The sequence below is a fragment of the Pseudomonas fluorescens genome (assembly GCF_000968015.1).
In the GTDB taxonomy this organism is placed as follows: domain Bacteria; phylum Pseudomonadota; class Gammaproteobacteria; order Pseudomonadales; family Pseudomonadaceae; genus Aquipseudomonas; species Aquipseudomonas fluorescens_W.
Genome location: NZ_LACH01000002.1, coordinates 345,795 through 353,967, shown reverse-complemented (window position 1 = coordinate 353,967; position 8,173 = coordinate 345,795). Strand labels below are relative to the sequence as shown.

At 59.0% G+C, this 8,173-nt stretch carries 9 protein-coding genes; 5 read left to right on the top strand and 4 right to left on the bottom strand.

Going from position 1 to position 8,173, the window contains the following annotated elements:
• The first annotated feature begins 183 nt into the window (after nucleotides 1–183).
• The 3 genes from VD17_RS02775 to VD17_RS02765 all read left to right on the top strand — a co-directional run bounded on the left by VD17_RS02775 (nucleotide 184) and on the right by VD17_RS02765 (nucleotide 3,228).
• Nucleotides 184–756 carry a chorismate mutase gene (locus VD17_RS02775; RefSeq protein WP_046052560.1) on the top strand — a complete coding sequence of 191 codons (573 nt, stop codon included), beginning with the start codon at nucleotides 184–186 and terminating at the stop codon, nucleotides 754–756.
• A 146-nt stretch (nucleotides 757–902) separates the two neighbouring features.
• Complete coding sequence (locus tag VD17_RS02770; protein ID WP_046052559.1) at nucleotides 903–1,331, top strand: nuclear transport factor 2 family protein; 429 nt, start codon at nucleotides 903–905, stop codon at nucleotides 1,329–1,331.
• Between the two features lie 181 nt (nucleotides 1,332–1,512).
• Nucleotides 1,513–3,228, top strand: a complete 1,716-nt coding sequence (locus VD17_RS02765; RefSeq protein WP_046052558.1) for an amidase — start codon at nucleotides 1,513–1,515, stop codon at nucleotides 3,226–3,228.
• Nucleotides 3,229–3,292: 64 nt separating this feature from the next.
• On the opposite strand, the gene VD17_RS02760 is transcribed toward VD17_RS02765, so the two are convergent.
• The 3 genes from VD17_RS02760 to VD17_RS02750 all read right to left on the bottom strand — a co-directional run bounded on the left by VD17_RS02760 (nucleotide 3,293) and on the right by VD17_RS02750 (nucleotide 5,845).
• Complete coding sequence (locus VD17_RS02760; protein ID WP_046052557.1) at nucleotides 3,293–4,354, bottom strand: sterol desaturase family protein; 1,062 nt, start codon at nucleotides 4,352–4,354, stop codon at nucleotides 3,293–3,295.
• Nucleotides 4,355–4,451: 97 nt separating this feature from the next.
• Nucleotides 4,452–4,841 carry a c-type cytochrome gene (locus tag VD17_RS02755; RefSeq protein ID WP_185753085.1) on the bottom strand — a complete coding sequence of 130 codons (390 nt, stop codon included), beginning with the start codon at nucleotides 4,839–4,841 and terminating at the stop codon, nucleotides 4,452–4,454.
• A 38-nt stretch (nucleotides 4,842–4,879) separates the two neighbouring features.
• Nucleotides 4,880–5,845 (bottom strand): GlxA family transcriptional regulator, encoded by a 966-nt coding sequence (locus tag VD17_RS02750; protein WP_046052556.1) that lies wholly within the window; start codon nucleotides 5,843–5,845, stop codon nucleotides 4,880–4,882.
• Between the two features lie 105 nt (nucleotides 5,846–5,950).
• On the opposite strand from VD17_RS02750, the gene VD17_RS02745 reads away from it, so the two are divergent.
• Both VD17_RS02745 and VD17_RS02740 read left to right on the top strand, forming a co-directional pair.
• Nucleotides 5,951–6,520: an acyl-CoA thioesterase gene (locus VD17_RS02745; RefSeq protein WP_046052555.1), complete on the top strand. Its 570-nt coding sequence runs from the start codon at nucleotides 5,951–5,953 to the stop codon at nucleotides 6,518–6,520.
• Between the two features lie 95 nt (nucleotides 6,521–6,615).
• On the top strand, nucleotides 6,616–6,918 hold the full coding sequence (locus VD17_RS02740; protein ID WP_046052554.1) for a DUF7693 family protein: 303 nt from the start codon (nucleotides 6,616–6,618) through the stop codon (nucleotides 6,916–6,918).
• On the opposite strand, the gene solA is transcribed toward VD17_RS02740, so the two are convergent.
• On the bottom strand, nucleotides 6,908–8,086 hold the full coding sequence (gene solA, locus VD17_RS02735) for an N-methyl-L-tryptophan oxidase (RefSeq protein ID WP_046052553.1): 1,179 nt from the start codon (nucleotides 8,084–8,086) through the stop codon (nucleotides 6,908–6,910). The genes VD17_RS02740 and solA overlap by 11 nt on opposite strands.
• Nucleotides 8,087–8,173 lie beyond the last annotated feature (87 nt).

The following is an 8,173-nucleotide window of genomic DNA, read 5'->3' as shown; positions in this document are numbered from 1 at the left end:
GATCGCCTGATCGAAAACCGCACTGCATAAATGAATGGCTTTACCGAAGCACTCAACGAAAAGCCCGGCCTGACAAGCCGGGCTTTTTCGTGCACAAAATAAATCGATCCCTGCTTAATGACTCCGCCGCACCTGTGATACATAACACCTGATTGTGAGTCCTGTACCCAATGAGGTTTGCCCATGCTCCACTGCCCACGCTTACCGCACCTGCTGACCTGCGTCGTCCTCGGTTTACTCGCCTGCAGCGCACAGGCCAGCGCGCCCTCCGCGGCGCCGGATAGCTTGCAACCGCTGCTGGTAACGTTGAACGAACGCCTGAGCATTGCTGATCTTGTGGCGCTGACCAAGTGGGACAGTGGCAAACCGATCCAGGACAGTGCCCGGGAAGCGCAAGTCATTGCCAACGCCAGGAAGCTGGCCGTTGACCGCAAACTGGACCCGGATGAAGTCGCCGAATTGATCGCCGCACAGATTGAAGCCAACAAGCTGGTGCAGTACGGACTGGTGGCCCAATGGCGAGCGGCCGGCAAGGCGCCTGACACGCCACGGCCAGACCTTGCCAATCAAATCCGGCCACAGCTCGATGAGCTGCAAAACCGCTTGTTGCAGCAATACGCCGCCTTCGCGCCCTACCGCAATGACCCGCAATGCGCGGACTGGCTAGCCAAAGAACGATCCAGCCTGATCAAGGACGGTCTGCATGGTCAGGCACTGATCCGCGCCACCGGGGAGCTGTGTGTCGCTAATCAGTGACAGGGAAAAAGAAGCCCGGCCTGATCAGCCGGGCTTTTTTTTGTGAGCTACTTTTAGTGCATCCGCAAGGTCGCCAGTCGATTTTGGCAACACTGCATGTGCAACACTGAAGCGTCTGCAAAACAACAAAAATACAGGAGTTGAAAATGTCCGAACTGAAACTGCATCCCAAAGCCGCAGAATCCCTGAACCAGTGGCACGACATGATCAGCAAGAGAGACTTGAGCGCCTTGCCCGGTTTGTTGGACCCACAGGCGATATTCCGCTCCCCGATGGCTCACACGCCTTACCCGGGTGCAGCCGTGGTATCGATGATTCTCAACACGGTCGTCGGGGTATTTGAGGACTTTGTCTACCACCGGGAACTGTCGACCGCAGACGGGTTGAGCGTCGTCCTGGAGTTCAGCGCCAAAGTCGGCGAAAAAGAGTTAAAGGGCATCGACATGATCCGGTTCAACGAACAAGGAAAAATCGTTGAGTTTGAAGTGATGGTACGCCCCTTGAGTGGCCTGCAAGCCTTGGGCGAGCAAATGGCACAACGCCTTGGCGCATACCTGGCGGCCAGCAAAGCCTGAAGACGTTGTATCGCCTTGGGCGATGCCTCTGCTCCCGGCTTGGTGTTAAATAGAGCGCGAAAAGCAGTGCAACGAGAACACCGATGAATACCCATTTTGAGATTAGTGATGTCCCTGAGCCCAACCTTCAGCGCGATGGCAACATTCATCGCGACGCCCATCAGCAGACGGTGGTAACAGCATGATCGAGGTCACCGAAGTTTCCATTGCCGAACTGCGTGCTGCGCTCGAATCAGGCCGAACCACTGCGGTTGAGCTGGTCCAGGCCTATCTCGCCAGGATCGATGCCTACGACGGTCCCGACACGCCCACCGCCCTCAACGCGGTAGTGGTTCGAAACCCCGAGGCGCTGAACGAGGCGCAGGCGTCCGATGCGCGTCGGGCCAAGGGCGAGACGCTGGGTCCGCTCGATGGCATTCCCTATACGGCCAAGGACAGTTACCTGGTGAAGGGGCTCACTGCCGCCTCCGGCAGTCCCGCCTTCGCGAACCTGATTGCTTATCGCGATGCGTTCACGATCGAACGGCTTCGCGCTACCGGTGCGATCTGCCTGGGCAAAACCAATATGCCGCCGATGGCAAACGGCGGCATGCAGCGCGGGGTCTATGGCCGTGCGGAGAGCCCGTACAACGCTGACTATCTCACCGCGCCCTTCGCCTCGGGTTCATCGAACGGCGCCGGCACCGCAACTGCCGCCAGCTTCGCGGCATTCGGCCTCGCGGAAGAAACCTGGTCGAGCGGACGCGGTCCTGCATCAAACAATGGTCTGTGTGCCTATACGCCTTCGCGCGGGGTGATTTCGGTGCGCGGCAACTGGCCGTTGACGCCGACGATGGACGTTGTCGTGCCGTTTGCCAGAACCATGGCCGACCTGCTTGAGGTGCTCGACGTGGTGGTGGCCGATGATCCCGACACCCGTGGCGATCTGTGGCGGATGCAGCCTTGGGTGCCGATTCCGAGTGTCGCCTCGGTGCGCCCCGCGTCCTATGCCGAGTTGGCCGTGAAGTCCGATGCACTTGCAGGAAAGCGCTTCGGCGTGCCCCGTATGTACATCAACGCGGATCCGGATGCAGGCACGAGCGATGCGCCTGGCATTGGCGGTCCGACGGGGCAGCGAATCATCACCCGTCCTTCCGTGATCGGGCTCTGGGAAGAGGCACGCAAAGCACTCGAAGCCGCTGGCGCCGAAGTCATCGAAGTCGATTTCCCGCTGGTCTCCAATTGCGAGGGTGATCGTCCTGGTGCGCCGACCGTGTTTACGCGGGGCCTGGTGTCCAAAGAGTTCCTGCACCATGAGTTGTGGGACCTGTCGGCCTGGGCGTTCGATGATTTTCTGCGGGCCAATGGCGATCCCAAGTTGAACCGCTTGGCCGATGTCGACGGACCGCTGATCTTCCCCCACCACCCGGGCACTCTCCCCAATCGGGAGGACGACCTTGCCGCAGGCATGGACGAGTACGTGAAGATGGCCGAGCGTGGCATCACACCGTGGGACCAGATCACCACCGTTCCTGACGGACTGCGCGGACTTGAACAAACGCGTCGAATCGATCTGGAGGACTGGATGGATCGGCTCGGGCTCGATGCGGTGCTGTTCCCGACGGTGGCCGACGTGGGTCCGGCGAATGCCGATGTCGATCCGAAGTCTGCGGATATCGCGTGGAGCAACGGCGTCTGGGTCGCCAACGGCAACCTCGCCATCCGGCACCTGGGCGTTCCCACGGTCACTGTACCGATGGGCGTCATGCCGGACATCGGCATGCCCGTCGGGCTGACATTTGCCGGTCGTGCCTATGACGATTCGACGCTGTTGCGCCTGGCTTCGGCGTTCGAATCGATGGGGTCAAAACGAATGATCCCGCCTCGCACCCCACCCTTGCCGGTTGGCAAACAATAGCAAGGGCGGGATTGGAGCTTTACACGCTCCAATCCCGTCCACGGGTTGAACGTCGCCCCGGCATTCAGCGCCAACGTCGACGGAAGAATGCCAACGAGAGTTTTTCGGCGAAACGCGACGGCCATTCCATGCCACGCCTGGCGGGGAACTTGCGGGCGATGTCCACAAAGGGCGTGACGATCAGGCTATAGAGCGTCAGGTAACGGTCGTGATCCTGTTCTCCGGTGCCGAACTGAATAGGCTCGGGCGTCGAGTGCGTGACGTAGAGCGTACCGAACATCCAGTCCCAGAGTGACAGGTTGATACCGAAGTTCTTGTTGAAATGTCGGGGCGCGTCACTGTGGTGAATCTGGTGCTGTGCCGGGCTGTTCAGCACATGCTCGACCACCGGCCCGAAAGACAGCCAGACATGGCTATGACGCAGATTGGCCGCCAAGGCATTGAGGATCAGGACTATATACGTCACGCCGAACAGGGTGTACCGGCTGATCTCCCCGCCACAGGCGTACCAGAAGACACCGGCAAAAGCGCCGAGGAAGACGGTGTCAGTCAGTTTTTCGACCATTTTTTCCACAAAGTGAATCCGGCTTGCCGTCGCCGGCACCAGGACGGGCGCGGAATGATGGACTTTGTGGAACGCCCACAGATACCGGGAATGAAAGGCGCGATGGCCCCAGTAATGGATGAAGTCTTGCACCAGAAACACGCCCAGCCCGTAGAGCAAGGAAAGTGAGAGGTTCTCCTCCACCTGCACGCGCGCGCCCCAAAGATTGTTGAAAAACGAGATGTAGTCGCCGGAACGCAGGACGTACGGATCGACCAGGCCAACAATGGGCAGCACCAGCGCGACCTTCAGGATGGCCCGCACGAAGTAGTACCGGTAATCCAGCAACGCCGAGGGATGAAAATGAACCCGGTGCCCGCCGATGAACTGCCAGAAAGAACCTGCGTCGGTCAGCCCGCGATATTGTCTGAAGCGGTACAGGCTGTAGGCGATGCTGTAGGACACGCAGAGAAACACGATGCTGAAGCGGCCGTTCAGATCGAAAATGCCAAGAAACTGATCCGTGACAGGCTCGATCACCCACGTGATCAGGTTGTCATACAGAAACGCGAGTACATCCATGAACGGCTGCCCCCTCCGTCAAAAGGGGGAATTGTAAATCAGATCAGAACCACCGGGTGTTCCGCGCCTGGCGAATGCCCTCGAAAATCGCAAAGTCCTACTGCGGCTGAAACGTCTGAAGGTACGCCAACAGGTTGTCGATCTTTTCCGGGTCGCTGAGCCCCCAGAAAATCATGCGAGTGCCGGGCACCACTTCTTTGGGAGCTTCGAGGTACGCCGTGAGCGTTTCGCGGGTCCAGACGATACCGGCTGATTTCATCGCATCGGAATATTGGTAATCCGTGGTACTGCCCGAAGGGCGTCCAAAAATGCCATTGAGCTGCGGCCCGAATGAACCGCGTGCCGACTCTCCGACCTGATGGCAGCCGCCGCATATCCGCTTGAACAGTGTCGCACCGGCTTCAGCATCGCCGGCCGCGTGTGCTTGTGTGCTGAACACCCCTGCATTGAGGATCAGGGCGAAGGTGAGTACGGCGGCTTTCAGCAATTTTTGCTCCCGATCATCTGTGGCTTGACGCAAGTAAATCAATTCGCACCCGGTTGAAACTTCTTTCTGTACGCCGCTGGCAGCAAACCCACTCGCTGGCGGAACAGTCTACGGAACGAATTACCGTCTTCGTAGCCCACGGCGTAAGTAATGCTGTCGAGTGTCATGCGGGTGGATTCAAGAAGCTGTTTTGCCTTCTCCAGACGCAGGGTTTGCAGGTAGGTAATGGGCGTGTAACCGGTGGCCTCCTTGAAACGCCGTTTGAAATTCCTGACGCCGAACCCGAATTGCTGGGCAATGTCATCAATCAACAATGGCTGTTCGAAGTGTTCCTCCAGCCAGTGTTGAACCCGCAGGATGTCGCCATCCCCATGGTTCTTCGGCAATGACCACATGACATACACCGATTGCTCGCTGCGCACAGCGTCGACCAGCAAATATTTGCCGCACTTTTGCGCCAGTTCCAGTGAAGCGAACCGGCGCACAAGGTGCAGCAAAAGATCCATGGAAGCACTCGCGCCCCCGCAAGTGATCACGCGATTGTCCTCGCAGAGGATCTGCGTTTCCTCCAGACAGACCTCGGCATACCGACGACGAAACAGGTCTGCAAAGGCCCAGTGCGTGGTAGCACGAACGCCCTCCAGCAGGCCCGTTTCGGCCAGCATGAATGCCGCCGTGCACATCGACGCCACCACGGCCCCCTGTGCATGCTGTTGACGCAGCCACGGTCCATAAGCTGAAAAGGCCGGCAAGGCGTCCTTCAAGGTGAAGAGGAATCCGGGGATCAGCACCAGATCGGTTCGCGGGATCTCGACGGCTGACCGGTCCACGCGCAGCGTCTGCCCTCCCCACGCGGCGACATCACCACCATCTAGCGAGGCGATGACCACTTCAAAAGGCGCGCCGGCAGTGTCTGCGAACAGGTTGGCGGCGCTGAGCACTTCCAGGACCATCGTGGCGCTGGCCGCAGAACATTGATCCGCCAGTAAAAGCGTGACGTGCATAAATGATCCTATTGCGCTTTTCGCATGAAAAAAGTCATTTGCGCACCTACCTTACCCGATCCTTCCTCCTTAAAGTGCACGCGTCACTCAATCATCGGCGTATTTATGAATCTCTGGTTCCGGCTTTTCCTCATGCTGTTTCGTCGTCCATGGCGCAAGCCCGTTGACGCCTTGGCCACCACCATCGTCCATATGCGTGTTTGGCCACTTGATCTCGACCTCAACCGGCACGTTACCAATGGCCGGTATTTCACCCTGGCCGATATAGGACGCATGGACTACGTGCTGCGCAGCGGTGCATTCCGGGTGGCGCTGCGCAATAAGGCCGTGCCTATCGTTGGGGACACCTGGGGCAAGTTCCGGCGTGAGCTGAAGCTGTTCGAAGCCTTCGAGATTCACACCAGGATGCTTGGCTGGGACGATAAGTGGAGCTTTATGGAGCACCGCTTCGTGAGCAAGGGACGCGTGGTCGGTGTCGTAGTGATGCGGGGTTTGTTCCGCTCTGCCAAAGGCACGGTTCCACCTGGCGAGTACGCCCGGGAGCTGGGATTGAGAGAACAATCGCCGCCGATGCCGACATGGCTGACAGACTGGTCGCAAAGCTGCAATGACATGAGCCGTGAGCTTCGAGAGGAAGAAGGTCAGCCTGCCCGGCGCCCGCAGATCGTCGAATAAGTTCGACGCTCCCGCTATCCGCTGACAGCTTCAAGCGCACACTCTATCCTGTGCACCCCGAATCTACGCTTGCCACGATTTCACCGGAGACATCAGTGCCGCCCCTGACCGCCCGCGAGGTTTACCAGCAATTGCGCGACGCCGCGCTGGAAGTTCGGCTTCTGAAGCGCCTCGACGAACAACCCGAGCCCGGCCAGATACAAGTCGATATCGAGGGCTGGCTTCTGACCCTCGACTTCGAAGGCACTCGCCTGCGCCATTGCCAACATTGCCAAAGCCCGGACGGTCGCGAAGGCGTGCTCGACAGTTGGCAACGTTACGGCACCGATCCGGTCAGTTTGCTCAGCACCTGGGAGCTGGCGCAGATCGAGCGCCTGAGCACTGCACTCACTCAATAACGCCCTCAAACCGCTTCAACGAAAACGCCGACAAATCCAGATCACTGCTGCCCCGCAAGCACCACTGCGCCAGCGCCTCACCCAACGCTGCGGAATGCTTGAAGCCATGTCCCGAACAGGCGGACACCACCAGGGTATTTTTCAGTGACGGGTGCTCGTCGATGATGAAGTGACTGTCCGGGGTGACGGTGTAGGCACACACTGCCGACTTGGCGACCCGCGAGCTGACGCCCGCAATCTTGCCGCGCACATGGGTGTCGAACATCTCGCGTGCTTCGGCGTCGCTGACGGTTCTGTCCAGCGTGTCGGGTGAAGTCTCTTCGCTGTATTGCTCGGTGGCGACCTTCAGGCTGCCCTCGCCGGGCAACGGTGGAAAACCATAGACAGAGTCTTCATCGCCTGGCCCGTGAGAACAAATAAAGGTCGGTGATACCGCTGCGAACCGGGCATTTTCCTCCAGTTCGAACCAGAACAGCTTCTGACGACACACCCGCAGCAACTGATCGAAAGGCTCGCCGAGCAAGCCCTTGGACCACATGCCGGCGCTGATCACGACCTTGTCGGCGAGGATGGTTCGCTGATCGGTAATGACGGTGACGCCCTGCTCGTCCGAGGTGATTTGCATGACGGTTTCGCCCTTCAGCAGCGTCGCGCCCAGTTGCTCGGCGAGTTTGAGCTGTACCGCGATGCAGCGCTCGGGCCGGACATAACCGCCGCCCGGTTCGAAGTAGCCGACTGCCGTGTCCAGCACCGGAGAAAACTGCGGGAATCGCTGACGAATCTGTTGCGCCGACAACACCTCGTGCTCGATGTCATAGGTGTTCGCGAGATGAAGGGTGCTGTGGGTGAAATCACTTTCATCGTCAACGTCATACGTGGGGCTGGAGGTCATGACCAGCACCCCACACTGCTCGAACAATGACTCACCAGACAGCGCTTCGAGCTCGCGCCAGATTCGATGAGCATTGCGGACGATGGGCAGATACTGGGCGCCTTCCCCGACCGAGAGCCGGGTGATGCGCGTATCGCCATGACTTGAACCTTGATCGTGGGGAGGATGATGGCGGTCGACACCAATCACCTTGACGCCGGATTTCGCCAGTTGATACAGGGTGGCGGCGCCCATTGCGCCCATACCGAGAACCGCTACTTCACACCGAAGATCCATCTATGCCCCCTTCCAAACCGACTCGTTGAAAAGCCACCAGCATAGCCAAAGGATTGCTCTTTGGGGTTGCCAGGGCTTTTCAGTAGT